This is a genomic window from Oleiharenicola lentus (genome assembly GCF_051660365.1).
Taxonomy (GTDB): domain Bacteria; phylum Verrucomicrobiota; class Verrucomicrobiia; order Opitutales; family Opitutaceae; genus Lacunisphaera; species Lacunisphaera lenta_A.
In genome coordinates this window covers 423,190-440,561 of the sequence record NZ_JBOZXB010000002.1, presented here as the reverse complement: position 1 = coordinate 440,561, position 17,372 = coordinate 423,190, and the positions used below count along the sequence as shown (strand labels likewise).

18 protein-coding genes and 1 tRNA gene are annotated in these 17,372 nt (G+C 58.5%); 12 read left to right on the top strand and 7 right to left on the bottom strand.

Annotated elements, in window-relative coordinates; all coding sequences use genetic code 11:
• Window position 1: 1 nt before the first annotated feature.
• Together ACRRQW_RS16565 and ACRRQW_RS16560 are read right to left on the bottom strand one after the other, a co-directional pair.
• The gene (locus tag ACRRQW_RS16565) at window positions 2-712 is read right to left on the bottom strand and encodes an SOS response-associated peptidase (RefSeq protein WP_438482711.1); all 711 of its coding nucleotides are present in this window, start codon (window positions 710-712) and stop codon (window positions 2-4) included.
• A 3-nt stretch (window positions 713-715) separates the two neighbouring features.
• Window positions 716-1,027 (bottom strand): hypothetical protein, encoded by a 312-nt coding sequence (locus ACRRQW_RS16560; protein ID WP_438482710.1) that lies wholly within the window; start codon window positions 1,025-1,027, stop codon window positions 716-718.
• A gap of 93 nt (window positions 1,028-1,120) precedes the next feature.
• On the opposite strand from ACRRQW_RS16560, the gene ACRRQW_RS16555 reads away from it, so the two are divergent.
• Complete coding sequence (locus tag ACRRQW_RS16555; RefSeq protein WP_438482709.1) at window positions 1,121-2,050, top strand: hypothetical protein; 930 nt, start codon at window positions 1,121-1,123, stop codon at window positions 2,048-2,050.
• A 108-nt stretch (window positions 2,051-2,158) separates the two neighbouring features.
• Here ACRRQW_RS16555 and ACRRQW_RS16550 read toward each other — a convergent pair whose 3' ends face one another.
• From ACRRQW_RS16550 to ACRRQW_RS16530, 5 genes are all read right to left on the bottom strand, one after another.
• Complete coding sequence (locus ACRRQW_RS16550; RefSeq protein WP_438482708.1) at window positions 2,159-3,442, bottom strand: hypothetical protein; 1,284 nt, start codon at window positions 3,440-3,442, stop codon at window positions 2,159-2,161.
• A 217-nt stretch (window positions 3,443-3,659) separates the two neighbouring features.
• Window positions 3,660-3,733, bottom strand: a tRNA-Gly gene (locus tag ACRRQW_RS16545).
• 51 nt (window positions 3,734-3,784) lie between these two features.
• Window positions 3,785-4,378: a recombination mediator RecR gene (gene recR / locus ACRRQW_RS16540; RefSeq protein WP_438482707.1), complete on the bottom strand. Its 594-nt coding sequence runs from the start codon at window positions 4,376-4,378 to the stop codon at window positions 3,785-3,787.
• A gap of 7 nt (window positions 4,379-4,385) precedes the next feature.
• On the bottom strand, window positions 4,386-4,694 hold the full coding sequence (locus ACRRQW_RS16535; RefSeq protein ID WP_438482706.1) for a YbaB/EbfC family nucleoid-associated protein: 309 nt from the start codon (window positions 4,692-4,694) through the stop codon (window positions 4,386-4,388).
• A 78-nt stretch (window positions 4,695-4,772) separates the two neighbouring features.
• On the bottom strand, window positions 4,773-5,708 hold the full coding sequence (locus tag ACRRQW_RS16530; protein WP_438482705.1) for an NAD-dependent epimerase/dehydratase family protein: 936 nt from the start codon (window positions 5,706-5,708) through the stop codon (window positions 4,773-4,775).
• A gap of 49 nt (window positions 5,709-5,757) precedes the next feature.
• On the opposite strand from ACRRQW_RS16530, the gene ACRRQW_RS16525 reads away from it, so the two are divergent.
• The 11 genes from ACRRQW_RS16525 to ACRRQW_RS16475 all read left to right on the top strand — a co-directional run bounded on the left by ACRRQW_RS16525 (window position 5,758) and on the right by ACRRQW_RS16475 (window position 17,371).
• Window positions 5,758-6,297, top strand: coding sequence for a DJ-1 family glyoxalase III (locus tag ACRRQW_RS16525; protein WP_438482704.1), 540 nt, complete (start codon window positions 5,758-5,760; stop codon window positions 6,295-6,297).
• 167 nt (window positions 6,298-6,464) lie between these two features.
• Window positions 6,465-8,360 (top strand): asparagine synthase (glutamine-hydrolyzing), encoded by a 1,896-nt coding sequence (asnB, locus tag ACRRQW_RS16520; protein ID WP_438482703.1) that lies wholly within the window; start codon window positions 6,465-6,467, stop codon window positions 8,358-8,360.
• Window positions 8,357-9,436 (top strand): glycosyltransferase family 4 protein, encoded by a 1,080-nt coding sequence (locus tag ACRRQW_RS16515; protein WP_438482702.1) that lies wholly within the window; start codon window positions 8,357-8,359, stop codon window positions 9,434-9,436. Before asnB ends, ACRRQW_RS16515 begins: the two co-directional genes overlap by 4 nt.
• A gap of 2 nt (window positions 9,437-9,438) precedes the next feature.
• Window positions 9,439-10,269, top strand: a complete 831-nt coding sequence (locus tag ACRRQW_RS16510; protein WP_438482701.1) for an ABC transporter permease — start codon at window positions 9,439-9,441, stop codon at window positions 10,267-10,269.
• 6 nt (window positions 10,270-10,275) lie between these two features.
• On the top strand, window positions 10,276-11,538 hold the full coding sequence (locus ACRRQW_RS16505; RefSeq protein ID WP_438482700.1) for an ABC transporter ATP-binding protein: 1,263 nt from the start codon (window positions 10,276-10,278) through the stop codon (window positions 11,536-11,538).
• Window positions 11,535-12,527 (top strand): glycosyltransferase family A protein, encoded by a 993-nt coding sequence (locus ACRRQW_RS16500; RefSeq protein ID WP_438482699.1) that lies wholly within the window; start codon window positions 11,535-11,537, stop codon window positions 12,525-12,527. The genes ACRRQW_RS16505 and ACRRQW_RS16500 overlap by 4 nt, the downstream gene beginning before the upstream one ends.
• Window positions 12,527-13,819: a glycosyltransferase family 4 protein gene (locus ACRRQW_RS16495; RefSeq protein ID WP_438482698.1), complete on the top strand. Its 1,293-nt coding sequence runs from the start codon at window positions 12,527-12,529 to the stop codon at window positions 13,817-13,819. The genes ACRRQW_RS16500 and ACRRQW_RS16495 overlap by 1 nt, the downstream gene beginning before the upstream one ends.
• Window positions 13,816-14,721 carry a glycosyltransferase family 2 protein gene (locus ACRRQW_RS16490; RefSeq protein ID WP_438482697.1) on the top strand — a complete coding sequence of 302 codons (906 nt, stop codon included), beginning with the start codon at window positions 13,816-13,818 and terminating at the stop codon, window positions 14,719-14,721. The genes ACRRQW_RS16495 and ACRRQW_RS16490 overlap by 4 nt, the downstream gene beginning before the upstream one ends.
• A gap of 17 nt (window positions 14,722-14,738) precedes the next feature.
• On the top strand, window positions 14,739-15,848 hold the full coding sequence (locus ACRRQW_RS16485; protein ID WP_438482696.1) for an acyltransferase family protein: 1,110 nt from the start codon (window positions 14,739-14,741) through the stop codon (window positions 15,846-15,848).
• Window positions 15,845-16,426: an acyltransferase gene (locus ACRRQW_RS16480; protein WP_438482695.1), complete on the top strand. Its 582-nt coding sequence runs from the start codon at window positions 15,845-15,847 to the stop codon at window positions 16,424-16,426. Before ACRRQW_RS16485 ends, ACRRQW_RS16480 begins: the two co-directional genes overlap by 4 nt.
• 12 nt (window positions 16,427-16,438) lie before the next feature.
• On the top strand, window positions 16,439-17,371 hold the full coding sequence (locus ACRRQW_RS16475) for a glycosyltransferase (protein WP_438482694.1): 933 nt from the start codon (window positions 16,439-16,441) through the stop codon (window positions 17,369-17,371).
• The last annotated feature ends 1 nt before the right edge of the window (window position 17,372 follow it).

The window sequence follows — 17,372 nt, the reverse complement described above, 5'->3', positions numbered from 1 at the left end:
CTCAAAAAAGTTCGGTTTGCTCAGGCTTGGGCACGTTCTTTGCCGGTTCGGCAACAGCGTCGAGCGGGACGATGGCGTCAGGCTCCTCGTAATTATTGGAATTCATCTTGGTAGTCACACGGTGCATTTCCATGCGTGCATCTGGAAAAGGCACGCAGAGTTTTTTCACGCGCGAGCTATCAAGCGCTGCAGGATCGAGCCATTCGCGCGCTTGTTCCGGATCGAGCACCACGGGCATACGTTTAGGCGGATGAACCTTGGCGAAGCTTGCGTTGGCTTCGGTTGTGACGAGCACGAACTGCTTGGCATCAGTCTCCGAGGCCGGCCGCCAGAGTCCCGCGATCGCAAACGCATCTTGGTCTTTCACGGTGAAGCGCCACGGTAGCTTCAATTTGCCCGCAGGCTCCCATTCGAACATGCCGTCACAAACGATAATGCAGCGGTTGTTTATGTAAGGTTTCCAGCGCCAGAGCATGTGCTCACTTTTCGCGTTGAGGCCGAGAGGCACGTCGGGATGCGCGCGCCGGATGCCGAATTGCATCAGGCCGAAATGTCGTTTGCCCTTGGCGTCATCGGCAATCACGGGCGCGTCACCTGTGGGTGGGATGTTGTAACGCCGGCCCCATTCATCGCCTATAAACATGGCGTGAGCGATCTCTTCTCCGTAGAGTTTGATCGCTTCGCGGTGAGCGGCCGAAATCCGGTTACACATTGCTCACTCCCAAATTGCGCGCGGCGGTGTCGCGGCAAATTCTCGCATAAGCACCCGTGTGAATTTCTCCGAAACGTAATCAACGCGCTCAGGGAAGAAAGTGCCTGCGTCCAATTCGAGTAAGGCAATTTGCTCAGTAGTAGCGCTCGGGAAGTAGTCCGTAACGATGCTGGTAAACGCCCGCATCCGGTAGGCATAGAGTTCCTCTTCGTCGGGCGCGGCGTCGTCGAGCGTGACAATCTCGGCCTGATGAAGTCGTTTAATGATTTCTCGGGAAGCAGTCGTGAAGCTTAGTAAAGATTCGTCAGCGCTCATTCCGCCGCACTGTAAACGTTAATTCGATACGCGCAAATCAACTCACCAAAGACATATGAGTTCATTTGCATTCATACCCCCAACGGGAGCCTCATGCTCAAGTATTCAAGTTCGCCTAAATCAACAACGCCTGCCTACTTCTTCTCTCACCACTCAATTCCCCAAATGCCAACCCTCCTAGCACCCGCCGCTGATGCGGAGCCAAAGATTCCTCAATGCAACCTCGAGCAACTACTGGTTGAAGTTCCAATCAATAGTGTTCGGTTGGTCGCGAACTTTTTTACTGTTGAACAAGTCCCCTCGGTTAATTGGCCGGCAAATATTCGCCACCATTGTTCCGTCTGTGATGGCGTTCGACGGCATGAATTGCGGGACAGAGATTCATTTAATAATTTCAAATTTTCGCGATACACCTGCGTCGATTGCGTGGGACAAAGCGCAAAATCGTTCGGAGTTTCCATGGACAAAAGGCTCGGTGTCGGGCGGGCGGAGTGCCATAAAGTGTTCCAGTCGCCCTCCTTCGGTTCACCGATTCCGAGAGGCATTTATAAACTAATTGGTGAGGAAAATAGGGACATGTTTCTTCAAGCACGCCGCTCAATAGCACGCGGGTTGGGAGTCGGAGCGTATGCCTACTATCGCAGAATCGTAGAAAGCAATAAGCTGACATTAGTAAATTCGGTCTTAGACGTAGCGGTCAAAACGGGTGCTCCGGTGCAACAAGTCTATGCATTGAAAGCAGCTGCAGAGGAACGCCAGTTTTCAAAGGCACTTGAAATCCTTAAATCTGTAGACGCCATTCCTGCCGTCTTGTTAATCGGAGGACACAACCCCCTTGGTCTGCTCCACGACGAGCTTAGCGAAGGAATTCACACGATGTCAGATGCCGAATGCCTGCAGCGCGCACAGCATGCCGAAACGATTTTAGGAGAACTTGCGCGTCTAATGAACGAGGCATTGACGGAACGTAACGAAGTGAAATCGGCTCTCGCTGCCGTGATGAATCGAAAGAAGAGCTCTTGATAGGCATTATTCGGCTCGTTCAAGTCGCCCATTTTGACGAGTTAATCGCCGATAGAAGCTTAGTTCGCCATATCTGACGACCAATTTTTGAAGTTTGCCGGCAAACAATTAGCACGCCGCCCGCTCCGATTCAGTCGGCAAAATAACTGGCGCTGGCATGCGCAAAACTTTTCTTACGGGCTTAAGTGCGAGAATTGGCTCCCCGACTTTTTGCGGCTGCATCTCGAAAAATTCGATGCCTTTTGCCTGCGTAACTCCGAGCCCGCGATAGCTGTCATGCAGGGTTTGTTCGCCGCCTCGTTGGCGGAGAATAAGCGCCGTTTTTCCTGCGCTCTGATATTTGGCAACGTGGTGAGTGCAGAACGTCCGCCGGCGAGCGTTGAATAACCAAGCACCAAGTCTCGCCTTCGCCAGGGGATGCTTGAGCAACGTCTCCACGGGCAACCGCGCGAGCGTGTCGGCCTCGGCCTGGTCCACGCTCGCGGAAAGAATCCGGATCCGGCGCCAACGTTTGAGATAGTTGGTCGGCCGCAAAATGCCCCTTCGCCCGTAAACTTTCCACCATGCCCAAAAGCTTTCCTCGACCATGTCGATCACTTCGCGCTTTCCCGTCTTGGTGATCGCTACGGGCATCACGATTTCTCGCGTCTCCTCGAGGATGAAATCTCCGGAGAAATCCGCCATTTCATCGTCAGCGCGGACGCCTGAGAGAAATTGAATAATTTCGTGTGCGACAATGTCGGGATCGTATCGCTCGCACGTGCGCAGGTAGTGCCGAGCCTCCGCGACTTTCAAAAATTCGATCTCCTCGAGGATGACGGTCGGAAGCTTCTCTTTTGTGATGCCAGCTGCGGGGCTCGCCTTCATGAGCTCCGCCTCGGTCATCATCCAATTGAAAAAGTTTGTGAGCGCGGCTTTCTGATTCTGGATCCCGCGCGGCTTGAATGGGAGACCGAGGAGATAGTCCATAATCTCCCTTCTCTTAATAGATGCAGGGACGCGGCCGGCGAATGCCTGGACAAAATGGTCAGTGCGCCACTTAAGGTCCTTGTGATGCACTTGCTTTCCTTTCACTCGCTCGACCCATGCGAGAAAAGAAATTCGTGCCTCTTCTATCAGAGTGACCTTCCCTTGCGGGTGGTGTTCGGCGTAATATTCCGCTGCTACCATTAATGAGATCCCAGCGGGCAGCTTTGCTTTAGCGCTCTCGTATTCCAATTGCGCCGCCCGCGAGTGAACAAAGGCGCCGGTTCCGGAGGTGGCATACTGCGACAGGATCCGCGGCTTATCCGCCTCGGCCGCAGCCTTCGTCCGGTAGTGCGGGCGGTGTCGCTCGAGCTCTAATTTTCCCTCAACTAACACCGGCGTTCCGTCTTTCTGCAACTTGGGCACGAAATACGAAAGATACCACGGCGAGCTCGGCCGGCGCGGGTTTGGAAATGGACCCTTAACTTGCATTGCTCGCAACCTCCTCGCGTTGCCAGTCTGTTGCCAAGAATAGAACCAAACTGGCTCCAATCCCGTGAAAGCGTGTGCAATCCTGTAAACGATTTTCCGAGGGGCTTAGCTCTGAAGTCTGATTTTTAGAGCTAACCCGACCTCGCGAAACTGGTGCGGGCGGAGGGAATCGAACCCTCCTCTCATGCTTGGGAAGCACGCATAATACCGATATACTACGCCCGCATTAATCGAGGCGGACTAAAGCCGCCCTCTGCCGACCCGGCAAGCCGTGAATCAGGAATAATCCCGGCGCGCATCCAACGCGCTCTTCAAGGTAACCGCATCCGCGTAAAGCACGCCGCTGCCGCTGGGTAATCCGAAACCGATGCGCGTCACCTTCACGCCGGTTTTCGGCAGACGCTCGGTTAAATAATGGCAGGTCGCTTCGCCTTCCACGTCGTTGGAAAGCGCAAGGATCAACTCCGTGATTTCCCCGGATGAAATCCGCCCGAGGAGCGTGGAAAGATTTAAATCCTCCGGCGAAACCCCGCGAATCGGCGAAAGTTTTCCATGTAACACATGATAGCGCCCGCGATACGCGCCGGAACGTTCGATCGCCGCGAGATCTTGCACGTATTCAACGACGCACACCTGGCCGCTGCGACGCTTCTCGTCTTCGCAAATCGGACAGGTCTCCTCTTCGGCCAGATTTCCACACACCGTGCAGCGCCGCACATTTTTCGCGGCGTTTTCGAGCGCGGTGATCAACTCCGGCAAATGCTGCGGTTTCTCGATCAGCAGGTGCAACGCAATGCGTTCCGCCGAGCGGAAGCCCACTCCCGGGAGTTGCTTGAGCTGCTTTTGCAGCGCTTCGAGCGCAGGGGTCACGGCTGACTCAGAACATGCCCGGCATCTGGAACGCCGAGGAAATCTTCGCCATCTCGGACTCGTTCAACTCTTTCGCTTTCTGCGCGGCTTCCTGCACGGCATTGAGCAGAGTTTCTTCGATGAGTTTTTTGTCTTCCTTCAAAAATTCCGCATCGAGCACGATCGATTGAAATTTGCCCGCGCCGTTGACCTTGATCTGCACGGCACCGCCGCCGCTCGATACATCGATCACGCGCGTCTCGAGCGATGATTGCATCGTCTCGATTTGCTTCTGCATTTTCTGGGCTTGTTTGAGGAGTTTGCCTACGCCGGCCATAGTGGAGAAAGGTTGAGGGTTAAGATCGCAGTTCGCGAGAGGCGAAAACTGAGGCTTCGAGTTGAAACCCGGAAAAAGTTAACGCGACAATAATTTTTCGAACCCTGCGCGGTAATCGGGATAATCCGGTCGCCAGCCGAGGGTGCGGCGGATTTTTGCGCTGCTGATAAGGCGATCGGGCATCGGCAAGCCGGCGCGTCGATTCGTCGTCGTGCCGTCAAATCCGGGCGCCGGGCGGCCGAGTTTTTCCGCCAGCCATGCCACGACTTCACCGCGCAACGCGGGCGCGGTGTCCGCCACGTTGAAAATCTGACTTCCGGTTGCTTCGGGCGCGACCAGGCACGCGAAAATCGCTTTTACGATGTCGTCGCGCTGCACGAGGTTCAGGTGGTAATCGCCGGAGCCATTCAGCGTGGCCGCCCCTGCGCGCAACTGATCGAGCAGATGATGACGCTCCGGGCCATAAATTCCCGCGAGCCGTAAAATAAACCACCGCCGGCACGCGGCGATCAGCGAGGCCTCAAGTAATTTTTCCGACTCACGAATGATCGCGCCATTGGGCGTCGCGCCTTCCGCGGGCTGGGTTTCGTCGATGACCGCGCCCTCGCCTTGCGGATAGACCGAGGTGCTGCTCGTGTAAACTAAAGTGCCGACGGGCGCGTCGCTTTTTTCGGTCCATTCGAGAATCGACTCCATGCCCGCGACATAACACTGACGGTAACCTTCCACGCCACCGCCACCGGAGCTCACGCAATTCACGAGGAAATCGGCGCCCGCCTCGAGTTGATCGTGCCAGTCGGTCGAGGCGAGTTCGGCGACGACCACTTTGTGCAGTCCCTGCGCGCGCAATGCTTCGGCCTTCGCTGGATTGCGCGTGAGCGCTTCCACGCGAGCACCGGCCACGAGCGCGGCCTGCGCCACGGCCGAGCCGACGTAACCGCACCCGAACACCACGAGTCGTTTGCCAGAAAGATTCAAGCCGACCACGCAGCGTGCGCAGGATGCTTCGTGCAATAGTAAAAATCTGAGTCGCGAAAAGCCGGGTTCACGTTTGGTTTTTCGCATGCCTACCGTTCTCGTGTTACTCGCCGATGAATTTGAAGAAATCGAAGCGTTTGCCCCAGTCGACTTACTCAGACGCGCCAAAGTCGAGGTCACCGTGGCTTCGCTCAACGAAAACTGCCACGCCACGGGCCGCAGCGGCATCACCGCCCACGCGGACAAACCACTTTCCGCGGTCAAAGATCAGCTTTTCGACCTCGTTTTCCTGCCCGGTGGGGCCGGCGTGAAACATCTGCGGAGCGATCCGCGCGTCCGCGAAGTGGTTAACCAACATCACACCGCCGGTCGCTGGCTGGCCGCAATTTGTGCGGCACCCACCGTGCTCAACGATGCCGGGCTGCTCGCTGGAAAACGTTACACCGCACATTTTTCGGTCGCGAACGAGCTAGCGCACATCCTGAGCGCCGAAAAAGTCGTTACCGATGGTAAAATCACCACCTCACGCGGCGCCGGCACTGCGGTGGAATTCGGCCTGCATTTGGTGTCGTTGGTCACATCTCGCGAGCAATCGCAAGAAATCAGTAAAGCCATTTGTTTCTAAGGATTTGCGGGAAATCGGCATTGCCTTGAGTCGCGCCGTTTTATTGCATTTCGAAGAGCCGTTTACGCGGCTCATCGGGTGCAAGTAAGTGAACATAAAACGGTGTCGGCCGCCTCGTCATTTGAACTGAAGCGACCCGGCGAAGCTTTGACTAGTGATTTCACCCCATGTGTGGCATAGCCGGCATCATCGCGCCCAAGCTTGATCTCGTCGCGCGCGAAGACGCGGTCGGTCGCATGGTCGCGCGGCAGCAACACCGCGGGCCGGACGATCGCGGGATTTTTTCTGACGGCGACGCGAGTATTGGCATGTGTCGTCTCGCGATCATCGATCCGACAAATGGCCACCAGCCGATGGTGAGTCCTGACGGACGGTTCGCATTGGTGTTCAACGGCGCGATTTATAACTACCGCGAACTGCAAACCGAACTGCGCGCCAAGGGCTGGGAGTTCAAAACCAACTGCGACACGGAAGTCCTGCTCGCGGCCTTTGCGCACGAAGGGCCAAAATGCCTGCAACGCCTTCGCGGAATGTTTTCGTTCGCCGTGTGGGACGCTCGCGAAAAAACGCTGTTCGCCGCCCGCGATCCGCTGGGCATCAAACCGCTTTATTACGCGCGCCTGCCCAACGGCGGCGTCGCGTTTGCCTCGGAGCTCAACGCGCTGCTCGCCAGCAATCACGTGCCACGCGAGATCGATCCGCTGGCTGCGGGCGAATACCTCGCTTGGTTTACGGTGCCGGCACCACGCACGATTTATCGCGGCATCGCCAATCTACCTCCCGGCCACTGCTTGCAGGCCGACGGCACGCGCGTGCGCACTGAACCGTGGTGGCATCTCCCCGCGCCCAAAGCACCCGGACGGGTCACGACGAACTACAGCGAATTTATTCACGGCCTGCGCCACCAGCTCGATGATTCCATTCGCGCCCACCGCGTAGCCGACGTGCCCGTGGGCGCGTTTCTTTCGGGCGGGATGGACTCCACCGCGGTCGTCGGCCTGATGGCGCGCAGCGGAGCGACGAAACTCAAAACGTTTTCGCTCATCTTCGGCGAAGCCGGCTTCTCCGAACAATCCAGCGCGCGGCTCGCGGCCCAGACCTTCGGCACCGAGCATCACGAAGATGTCCTCACCGGCTCGCGCGTGGCGGCGGATTTGCCAAAAATCCTCGCGAGCTTCGATCAGCCCACGGGCGACGGCATCAACACTTACTACGCGAGCCAGATGGCGGTTCGCGGCGGCGTCACCGTCGCACTTTCCGGGCTCGGCGGAGACGAATTATTCGGCGGCTATCCGTCGTTCCGCGATTTGCCGCGTCTGCAACGCGTGTTGCCACTCTGGCGTTGTTTACCGACGGGAATCAAAGGCCGCATCATCGAAACGCTGCGCACGCGCCCCGGCACGCGCGCGCGGAAACTCGCCGACTTCCTCGCCTACGGACGTGACTTGCACGAACTCGCTTCGCTGCAACGTCGCGTGCTGCCGGAAAATGTGCGCCTCTCTCTGCTCTCGCCCGACGCTCGCGCCCAAGCCGAGCGCCTCGGTGCGAATCATCCGATGCTCGACGATTTCACGAGCGAACTCCTCGGCGCGGATCCGTTTCAAATCATCAGCGCATGGGAGCTGCGCACCTACATGGCCGACACGCTACTACGCGACAGCGATGTGTTCAGCATGGCGCACTCGTTGGAATTACGCGTGCCCTTCGTGGACAAAGTGCTGCTCGAGTGGCTGTGGCCGCAGCCCGCGCATTTCAAATACGACCCGCGCATCATCAAACGCGCCCTCGCCGACGCTACCAGCGATGTCGTGCCCGCCGCAATTCGCAACCGGCGCAAACAAGGCTTCGCGCTGCCCTTCGCGCACTGGATGGTCGCGGAGTTGCGGCCATTTCTCGACGAAACATTTTCCGCCGCCTCGCTGGCGAACTGCCCGTGGCTCGACGCTTCGACCACGATGGCCGTGTGGCATGATTTCAAAAACAAACGCGGCACGCATTCGTGGTCGCGCGTGTGGACGCTCGCTGTGCTCATCGCTTTCGCCAACCGCCGCGGCACGCCGTGAACATCCTGCTGATTTCTCCCGAGCTGTTTCTCGCCGATGGCGGCATCGCGCGAATCATGCGGCTTTACTTAAAGGCGCTGTGTGAAATCGCCGGCCCCAATGACCGCGTCGATTCCCTCGTGCTCAACGATGAGCCGACACTTGATCCTCGTTTGCCGCGCTACACGAACAGTCGACTCGGGGAACACCTCGGCTGTGCCCGCAAAAAATTCCGATTCATTCGCGAGATCATCCGGTTGGACCGACGCGCCGACGTCATCGTCTGCGGACACTTGCATCACTTGGCCCTCGCGCGCTTGGCGAAAGGTTTTAACCCAAAGGTGAAAATTTACCTCGTCGCGCACGGCATCGAAATCTGGCGCCCGTATTCGCGACTGGAGCGCGGCGCCTTGCGCAATGCCGAAAAAATTCTCGCCATCAGCGAATACACCCGTCGACAAGTGTTACGTTTCGCGCCCGAACTTTCGCCGTCCCGCATCGTGGTCGTGCCAAACACACTCGATCCCTTTATCTCGCAGAGAGACAGCGCTGCGCCGGCGGCCAACCATTTCGCCCATCCGCGGATTCTCACCGTGTCGCGCCTGAGCAGCACCGACACTTACAAAGGCATCGATATTCTCATCGAAGCGATGCCGCTCGTGCGTCGGGAATTTCCCTTCGCGCAATTGCGGATCGTCGGTCGCGGTGACGATCAGCCGCGCCTGCAAGCGCTCGCGGCCCGTTTGCAAATCGGAAGCGCCGTGGAATTTCTCGGCGCGCTCAGCGACGAGGCGCTGCGCGAGGAATACGCCGCGTGCGATATCTTCGCGTTGCCCAGTCGCCGTGAAGGGTTCGGTTTGGTTTATCTCGAAGCGATGACCTACGGCAAACCCTGCCTGGGCGCCCGGGCCGGCGGCACCCCGGAGGTCATCCACGAGTCCGTTGGATTGCTCGTCGACTACGGCAATGTCCCCGACACCGCTGCTGCGATCAGTGACCTCGCGCGTCAGCCACGTAACTCCGACGTGGTGCGCGCTCACGCTGACTCATTTGCTTTTCCTGCTTTCACTGAACGGCTGCGTGCCGCGTTGAACTAACCATGGCCAATCCGCAAACAACCGAACTCGTGCTCGAAGCCGGTCGCGCCAGCCGCCAGTATTGGAGCGACCTCTGGCGCTACCGCGAACTCGCCGGCTTCCTCGCGTGGCGCGATATCAAAGTCCGCTACAAACAGGCCGCGCTTGGCGTCGCGTGGGCGTTGATCCAGCCGGCGGTGCAGACCGTTTTGCTCACCTTTGTATTTGGCCGCCTCGCCAACATGCCTTCGGGCGGCGTGCCTTATATGCTGCTGGTGCTCTGCGGACTGCTGCCGTGGCAGCTTTTCACCGGCGCTTTCAACGGCGCCGGCAACAGCCTCGTTGGAAACTCCCACCTGATCAGCAAGGTATATTTCCCGCGCTTGATCGTGCCGATCTCCGCGCTCGCCGTCGCGCTCGTGGATTTTGTGGTGATGCTCGCGCTCGCCCTGCCGTTCGTGGTGGTGATGGTCGGCTGGCCGGGTTGGCACCTCCTTGCGCTGCCGTTTTTTGTTTTGCTGGCGCTCGTCATCGCGTTGGGCGCCGGCCTTTGGGTTACGGCACTGACGGTGCGTTTTCGCGACTTTCGCTTTATCACCCCATTCATTTTGCAGATCGGTGTTTTTGTAACCCCGGTCGGCTACCGCACCGATACGTTGCCAAACTGGAAGGAAATCATTGCCCTTAATCCGCTCTCTGGAGTGGTCGACGGTGTGCGCTGGTCGCTCTTGGGCGGTCGCACGGGTCTGGATCTCACCGGATTGGGCATCTCCGTCGTCGTCGGCGCCATTCTGCTGATTTCCGGCATCTGGTATTTCCGGAGAACTGAAAAAGAATTCGCAGACCTCATCTAATTTTCCATGAGCAAGCCCATCATCGAGGTCGCCGGCGTCAGTAAACATTACGTGCTCGAGCATGAGTCGCGACACGACAACTTGCGCGACACCTTGCAGCACAGCGCGCGTAAGCTGTGGAGAAAAGTGCGCTGGGGCACGGATTTCGAAAAGGAGGAATTCTGGGCGTTGCGCGATGTCTCTTTCGACATCAATCAGGGTGAGGTCGTAGGCATCATCGGGCGCAACGGCGCCGGCAAAAGCACGCTGTTGAAGGTGCTCTCGCGCATCACCGAACCCACTAAAGGCCGGATCGCGCTGCGCGGCCGTGTCGCGAGCCTGCTGGAAGTCGGAACTGGCTTTCACCCGGAACTGAGCGGTCGCGAGAATATTTTTCTCAATGGCTCCATCCTCGGTATGAGCCGCGTGGAGATTCGCCGGAAATTCGACGAGATCGTGGCCTTTGCTGAAGTGGAGCGCTTTCTCGATACTCCAGTGAAACGCTACAGCAGCGGCATGTATGTGCGCCTGGCTTTCTCGGTCGCGGCGCATCTTGACCCCGAAATTCTGATCGTGGATGAAGTGCTCGCGGTGGGCGATGCGCAGTTCCAAAAGAAGTGCCTCGGCAAAATGCAGGACGTATCGCGCAACGAAGGCCGCACCGTTCTATTCGTCAGTCACAACATGGGCGTCGTCGCCAATCTTTGTTCACGCGCAATCCTGCTCGAAAGCGGTCGCGTAAAAGACGTCGGCCCGGTTTCCCAAGTGGTCACCGCTTACGTCCAGTCCGGCGCAGAACGCCTTGGCGAAACCAAATGGGCCGCCGACGATGCCACCGCGGGCAACTCCAAAATGCGGTTGCACGAAGCGAGGATCGTGAGCGAAGGCGTAGTCGCATCCGACGTGCGCATCGATCGCGAGGTCACCGTGGAGTATGATTTCTCCGTTCTCGGCCAGTCCGCCAATGCCACGACGAGCATTCACTTGTTCGACAAGCAAGGCGTCTGGGTGCTATGCTCCGGCCCCGCGAAAAGCGAGGTTCTCCAACCCGGCCGTTATCGTCACTCGGTCACGTTCCCGGCAAACTTCCTGAACGACGGCCTTTACACGCTGAGCATCATTTTGATCACCGATGTAAGCAACATTCAGGTGCTGAAGACCGAGGCCATTTCGTTTTGCGTTAACGAGACCGGCATTGGCCGCGAAGAATACGGCGGTGTGATGAATGGCTGCGTGCGCCCACTGCTGCTGTGGAACGCAGCGGCTGTATCCGATTTGCCCAAGGTATGATCACGGTCGTAATCCCCACGACGGCTCGTCCGAAGATGTTGGAAACGGCGCTGCGTTCGGTGGCGAGTCAGACGGCCTTATCGCAGATCAAGGAAGTTCTGGTTTCGGAAAACGCGGGCAGTCGCGCATCGGAAGCAATCTGCCGGAAGTTTGCTCAGCTGCCGATTCGTTACGTTTTCCGCGATCCCCCGCTGAAAGCGCTGGCCCACGCGAAGGCTTACGCACAAGCAGCTTCGGCCGCCTTCACCGCAATTCTGCACGACGACGACTGGTGGTCACCGCAACATCTCGCCAACGGATTACGCGCATTCGAAAAAAATCCGGATGCGGCCGTTTATTTCTCCTCGTTTTTTGACGTTACGGGCGAGAGCGCGCCCCTCAAGTGTGATTCAAATCTCATGATGTGGTTTGGTGGCGGTTTTCCGGCCATGATGCAGCCGTGGGCTCTGACGCGCGCCGAAGCATTACTCGCCTGCATTCCCGGAACGCCCGGAAGGTATTCGACGTTGATCGCGCGAACGGAGGCATTGCGCGCCAGCACCTACGTTTACGATCTGGACAATCCGTTCGACAACGACCGATTGCTCATCGTCGCGCTGCTGGAGCATGGGAGTCTCGTGTTCCAGCCGCTGCCGGAAGTTTTTATTCGCACGCATCCCTCGCAGGACTTTCGGACTTTTTCCCTTTCGGATATCCATGCGCACATGGAGCGCACAACCGAATGGTTGTTTAAAAAGAGCGCCGCACTCGGCGTCTCACTCGATTCTGAATTTGCGCAACGCGTCGCTCGGTGCCCATCCGAGCACCGCACTGCCGTAATGGAAATGCTTTCCTATCCATGGTGCGCCGATCCGCTGAATCGTCGCGGTTTGCTGCCAGCGTCGCAGGCTGAAAAAAAATTGGAGTCCTCAAGCGTGAAGCACCTGTTACGTGAGCTCACTCCGCCGCTACTGCCCAAACTTGTGCGTAAACTTCGCCGCGACGCGTGATGCGGATCGCTTTTGTCAGTTACGAATACCCCCCCGAAACCAATGGCGGCATCGGTGCCTATGTTCGGCAAGCGGCGGGAATGCTCGCCGCCCGCGGACACGACATTGAAGTTTTTTCAGGAGGCGTGGCGACTGAATCTTCGAATCGCGAAGGCGTTTTCCTTCATCGGATCTCGTGCCCGGATCGAAAAGAATTTAGCCGCATTGTCCTTCCCTCGTTTGCGCAACGGCACGCGGCTCTCGCTTTCGACCTTGTCGAGGTGCCTGACCTCTACGCAGAAGGCGGCGACATCGCGGCGGCTTATCCCGACGTGCCGATGATCCTCCGCGCGCACACGCCACTCTTTCTCGCCCGACGTATCGAGCACACGCCCATCAGCGCGCGCGCGAGAGTGCTAATGGGGTTGCGGCATTTTCCGGGACGCCTGCGACTCGACCGTAATCCGGCGCTCACGATGCGTTGGGCGATGCAGTTGCTCACCCATCGCGATGATTACGATTACACCAGCGACCCCGAACGCGCCGTCGCCGCCCATGCGCGCAAAATCGTGCCGCCTTCGCGTGACTTGATCGAGATATTGAAAGCCGAGTGGAAGCTGCCCGCGAAGCGTTATGCACGGCTGCCTTATCCCTATGAAGCGCCGGCCACACTCACGCAAATCTCGCGCGCTCCCGGCGACCAAGTGATTTCGTTTCACGGACGCATCACGACTTTCAAAGGTGTGCACACGTTGGCAGCGGCCATTCCGAAAGTGTTAAAGGAATTTCCGAAAGTGCGTTTTGTGTTCGCCGGCAAGACCGGGGACTCGCCGTTTGAGGACTGTTCGTTGCGGGCGTTTAAAAATGGCTCCGTGGTCACACATCGCGACACGGAACACTGGCTCCGCCAAAAACTCGCACCGTGGAACCACGCTGTGGACTATCGCGGCTATCTCTCGCCGGCAGAAATTACCGCGCATCTCACCCGTGTGGATATCTGCGTGTTTCCGAGTCTTTGGGATAATTTCCCCAACGCTTGCCTTGAAGCCATGGCCGCTGGCCGCGCGATCATCGGCACGCGCACCGGCGGGATGCGCGACATGCTTGAAGGCGAACCAGCCGCCGGCCTTTTAATTCCGCCTAGCGATCCCGACGCTTTAGCCGCAGCGATCATGCGCTTGCTCCGCGACGGCGAATTGCGGACCCGTCTCGGAAAAACCGCGCGCGAAGTGGTGTTAAGCCGTTATGCCCCGTCTGTAATCGGACCGCTTCAGGAAACTATTTACCGCGACGCCATCGCCAATTCCTCGTGAGCGCGCAAACCACCCTGCTCATTCCTTGCTACAACGCCGCGCGGTTTTTGCCGCGACTGATGGCGAACGTTGCCAAGATGTCGGTCTCATTTGATGAGGTTCTCGCTTATGATGACGGCTCGACGGACGACACCGTCGCTGTGGCTCGGTCGCTCGGTCTCACAATTCTGACTCCGAACGCAAACGGCGGAGTTTCCCGGGCACGCAATCGCTTGGTCGAGGCCGCGCAGACGGAATGGATTCATTTTCACGATGCCGATGATCGCATTTCGCCCGACTACTTGCGCAAACTCGGGCCGCTGGCCGATGACTTAACCGATGTCGTGAGCTGCGATGCTGATTGGATCGGCGAAGAAGACGAAGCACTCCACGTGGCGTGGCGCTATGATGTCGACGCCCTCGCCCGAGATCCCGCCGAGCATTTGCTCGCGCATCCCATGGGCCTGAACAACTCCCTCGTGCGTCGCTCTGCGTGGCTCAAGATTGGTGGCTGTGACGAAACGCTCGCGATGTGGGAAGATGCCGATGTGCATTTCCGCCTCGCGCTCAACGGCGCGCGTTGGCGTCACATGCCGGAAGTGCTCACGTGGTCACTGCGCAACGCGGCCAGTTTCAGCCACGATTATCGGCGCAACTGGCGCTGTCGTCTCGCCGCGCTCGAAAAATATTCCCAACAACCCGCGATGCGTCGCGTCTCGGCCACTATCGCCAGTGAAGCCGAGCGCGCGGCCGAACAGTTGCTCGCGCTCGGCGAGAAAGCGGCGGCGAAATCCGCGCTCGCGCTGGCGAGTTCACTCGGTCGCACCGTGCCAACCACGAACAATCCGTTGTTGCGCGCTGTTCGAGCCGTGCTTCCGCCCATCACGACGCTCGCTATTCAGCAGCGTATCCGTCGCCGGTAAACTCGTCGATCCCGTCCGTGTCCACTTCCACTCCGCTTACTGCGTCAAACGCTGCCAGTCGCGAGGATGCGCTCGGCTTCCTCCGACTCGCGCTTGCAGCCATGGTGGTTTATTCGCACGCGCATTATCTCGGCGGCTTCGGAACGGAGCCGCTTGCGCGCATCACGGGACACGCCGCACTGGGTCCATTGGCGGTGCACGGCTTTTTTGTGATCAGCGGCCTGCTCGTTTCGGAAAGTTTTCGCCGATCGCCGTCGCTATTTTCCTACGTTGCAAAGCGTGCACTCCGACTCGTTCCCGGTTTGTGGGTATGCCTTGCGGTCACCGCTTTTATTCTCACGCCTCTCGCGTGGTGGTTAAACCCGTCGCCCGATGCGCCGCTACCCAGCTATTTCTCGGATCAAATCCGTTACGTCGTCTCCAATTTGATCCAGCCGCGCTCATTAGTAAATGTCGGCGGATTACCCAATGGGCCGATGCCCATGCCGGGCGACTGGAACGGCAGCCTTTGGACGCTTTTTTATGAAGGCGCCTGCTACCTTATGGTCGGCGGCCTCGGGGTGTTGACGTTGTTGAATCGGCGCCGCGCAGCGGGCCTCGCAATCTTACTCGGGTTTCTTGCGTTGCACGCCATCTGGTGCGTGGCTCCGCAATTCTTTCCGACGGTGATCGGTCGGCTTTTCGATACGTCGGGCAAACGCGAAGTGCTGCACTTTCTCGCGGGGGTTGCGTGGGGGCTCGCTCCCGCGACGATCACGGAACGTCTCCGCTCGTGGCCGTTCGCGCTTCCGTGCGCGGTGGCTTTGGTCGCTTCGTGGTTCACGTCCGCTGAGGCGTGGGTTTCCCCGCTGCTCATACCGCCGGTGGTTTTTGCGCTCGCGGCAATGCTTCCTTTCAAGGCGTGGGAAAAAAAGATGCGCGGGGATTATAGCTACGGTCTTTACCTCTACCACTATCCGATTTGCCAATTGCTTGCCCTGCTTGGAGCACATCACCTCGGCTTTACTTGGTATGCTCTCCTCGCCCTCTTGGCGACGGCTCCGGTGGCATTGCTCAGCTGGCGATTCGTGGAAGGACCGGCATTGAAATTTAAACCCGGCCAACGCGCCAAACCTGCCGCCGCATGAACCTCACTTTCACCGCTCGCGTTGGTCATCGTTACCGCGCGCTACGTTCGCGCTGGCGGATCTTTCTCTCGCGCGCGGCGGGCGCGCAGATTCAGAACAATTGTTTCATCGGCAAAAACTGTGACCTCATGCCCGGCGGGACATCGGAACGCCGGGGACGGATCGAACTGAAGGAAGGCTGCACCTTGCTGCGCGACGTCGTGCTGTATCCTTACGGAGGCAGTATCCGGCTCGGCGCGCATGTTCATCTCGGCGTCGGCGTGGTGGTTTACGGCCACGGCGGGGTTGAGATCGGCGAACATTCATTGGTCGCGCCGCATTGCCGGATTTTTTCGTCGAACCACACCGTTCCGGAAAACACCGAACTCATTCGTTCGAAACCAGACATGCTTTTGCCGACCAAAATTGGCCGCGACGTCTGGCTGGGCGCGGGCGTCACCGTGCTCGGCGGTGTTTGCATTGGCGATGGTTGCGTGGTCGGAGCGGGATCGGTCGTCACGAAAGATCTCCCGGCTGGCACGATCGCGCATGGCATTCCTGCCACGGTGCAACGGCAGCGTTTTAAACCCACGGCCTAGGCCCCTCTTCACTTGAGCCTCGCGCTGACCGTCATCGTCCCCACGCACAATCCGCACCCGGAGCGGTTGCGGCGCACTCTGGCCAGCCTCCGCGCGCAAGGCCTGCCGCACGATCAATGGGAAACCCTGCTCATCGACAACGCTTCCACGCCGCCCGTGGGCTTCGCTGCTGATTCCGCGCCCGAAAATCTCCGCATCGTGCGCGAAAATAATCTCGGCCTGACCAGCGCGCGTCGGCGCGGTTTTCAGGAGGCTCGTGGCGAATACGTCGTGATGGCCGACGACGATAACGTCCTCGCGCCAGACTACCTTGAACGCGTGATCATGTTGTTTAAGTCTCACGCGCATGTCGGAGCGCTCGGCGGAAAGTCGGTGCCGGAATTCGAAATCGCGCCGGCGGCTTGGACTACGGAATTTTTCCCCTTACTCGCGCTACGTGACTTGGGCGATCGCTTGTTAATTTCGAACGGCCTTCGCGCGCCTGGGGAAACCAAAAATCAATACCCCGACTTTGCGCCCATTGGGGCGGGCATGGCACTGCGACGCGAGGCAATCCAAACGTGGCTGGCCCAAAACGGAGCGAGTAAACTCAGCGATCGTCGTGGCACCGAACTCACTTCGGGCGGCGACAACGATATTGTGTTTCATGTCATGCGCGCGGGTTGGGAGGTCGCCTATTTTCCCGAACTGCAGCTTATCCATTTGATTCCGGAAGGCCGGTTAAGTGCGGGATATTTTGCCCGCTTGAACTACGGCATTCAAAAATCGTGGATGCAGGTTTTGAGCACGCACGACGCCAACCCGTGGCCGCCCATCAGCCCGTTTGCCGCCACCCTTCGTAAATTGAAGGCGTGGGTCACCTATCGCGCATGGAGTTCTCCCGCCGCGAAAATCAGGTGGAAGGGAACGTGCGGACATTTCGATGGCCGCGTTTCGAACAATTGAA

Excerpts from the sequence above, each read along its gene's own strand:
- ACRRQW_RS16565 (WP_438482711.1), bottom strand. The coding sequence starts at position 712 with ATGTGTAACCGGATTTCGGCCGCTCACCGCGAAGCGATCAAACTCTAC.
- ACRRQW_RS16560 (WP_438482710.1), bottom strand. The coding sequence starts at position 1,027 with ATGAGCGCTGACGAATCTTTACTAAGCTTCACGACTGCTTCCCGAGAA.
- ACRRQW_RS16555 (WP_438482709.1), top strand. The coding sequence starts at position 1,121 with ATGCTCAAGTATTCAAGTTCGCCTAAATCAACAACGCCTGCCTACTTC.
- ACRRQW_RS16535 (WP_438482706.1), bottom strand. The coding sequence starts at position 4,694 with ATGGCCGGCGTAGGCAAACTCCTCAAACAAGCCCAGAAAATGCAGAAG.
- ACRRQW_RS16525 (WP_438482704.1), top strand. The coding sequence starts at position 5,758 with ATGCCTACCGTTCTCGTGTTACTCGCCGATGAATTTGAAGAAATCGAA.
- asnB (WP_438482703.1), top strand. The coding sequence starts at position 6,465 with ATGTGTGGCATAGCCGGCATCATCGCGCCCAAGCTTGATCTCGTCGCG.
- ACRRQW_RS16510 (WP_438482701.1), top strand. The coding sequence starts at position 9,439 with ATGGCCAATCCGCAAACAACCGAACTCGTGCTCGAAGCCGGTCGCGCC.
- ACRRQW_RS16505 (WP_438482700.1), top strand. The coding sequence starts at position 10,276 with ATGAGCAAGCCCATCATCGAGGTCGCCGGCGTCAGTAAACATTACGTG.
- ACRRQW_RS16500 (WP_438482699.1), top strand. The coding sequence starts at position 11,535 with ATGATCACGGTCGTAATCCCCACGACGGCTCGTCCGAAGATGTTGGAA.
- ACRRQW_RS16495 (WP_438482698.1), top strand. The coding sequence starts at position 12,527 with ATGCGGATCGCTTTTGTCAGTTACGAATACCCCCCCGAAACCAATGGC.
- ACRRQW_RS16480 (WP_438482695.1), top strand. The coding sequence starts at position 15,845 with ATGAACCTCACTTTCACCGCTCGCGTTGGTCATCGTTACCGCGCGCTA.